Consider the following 536-nt stretch of genomic DNA (forward strand, 5'->3'; position numbering starts at 1 on the left):
TTTACAATAATGATTTATTAAGAATTGCATATATAGATAAATTCAAATTACTGTATTATGTTGTTGAAAATGAGAAAACGTTGTATATTATTGATATTGCTTTTGTTTATTCAAATGTCAAATTAAAGGCAAGGAACTAATAAAAAAAGTTAGTTCCTTTTTCATACTATAAGGAGGAAAAAATGAGATTAAACTTAGAAATGGAAATAGATGATAATATGACTGTTGAAGATTTAAGAAGAAAAATTCGTAGATTTATATTTAAAATTAATCAGGAACAGACAATTATTGATCATCATTATATGATTGAAAAAAATGGTAAGAAATTCGATTATAAAAGACATCAAAAAAAGATAGCGAAATCATCAAATAAAAGAATGTTAAAAGAAACAGATTTTGAAGTCGAAAAATTATCAACTCGTTTAGGTCTGTTGAAGTTTGAGGGTTATATCACGATTACTGATAATGTTCAAAATAAAGTCTATTATAGCGTTACATGTACATGTGTATCAACCAAAAGACGAGTGGCTATTGAA

Annotated in this window: 1 protein-coding gene; it reads left to right on the forward strand. The window is 25.0% G+C overall.

Annotated features, from left to right (window positions below):
* Positions 1 to 182: 182 nt before the first annotated feature.
* Positions 183 to 536 (forward strand): hypothetical protein (locus GQF29_RS18225; protein WP_160340883.1); only part of this gene is annotated, 354 nt, incomplete at its 3' end.

It is taken from the genome of Coprobacillus cateniformis (assembly GCF_009767585.1).
Lineage (GTDB): Bacteria > Bacillota_I > Bacilli_A > Erysipelotrichales > Coprobacillaceae > Coprobacillus > Coprobacillus cateniformis.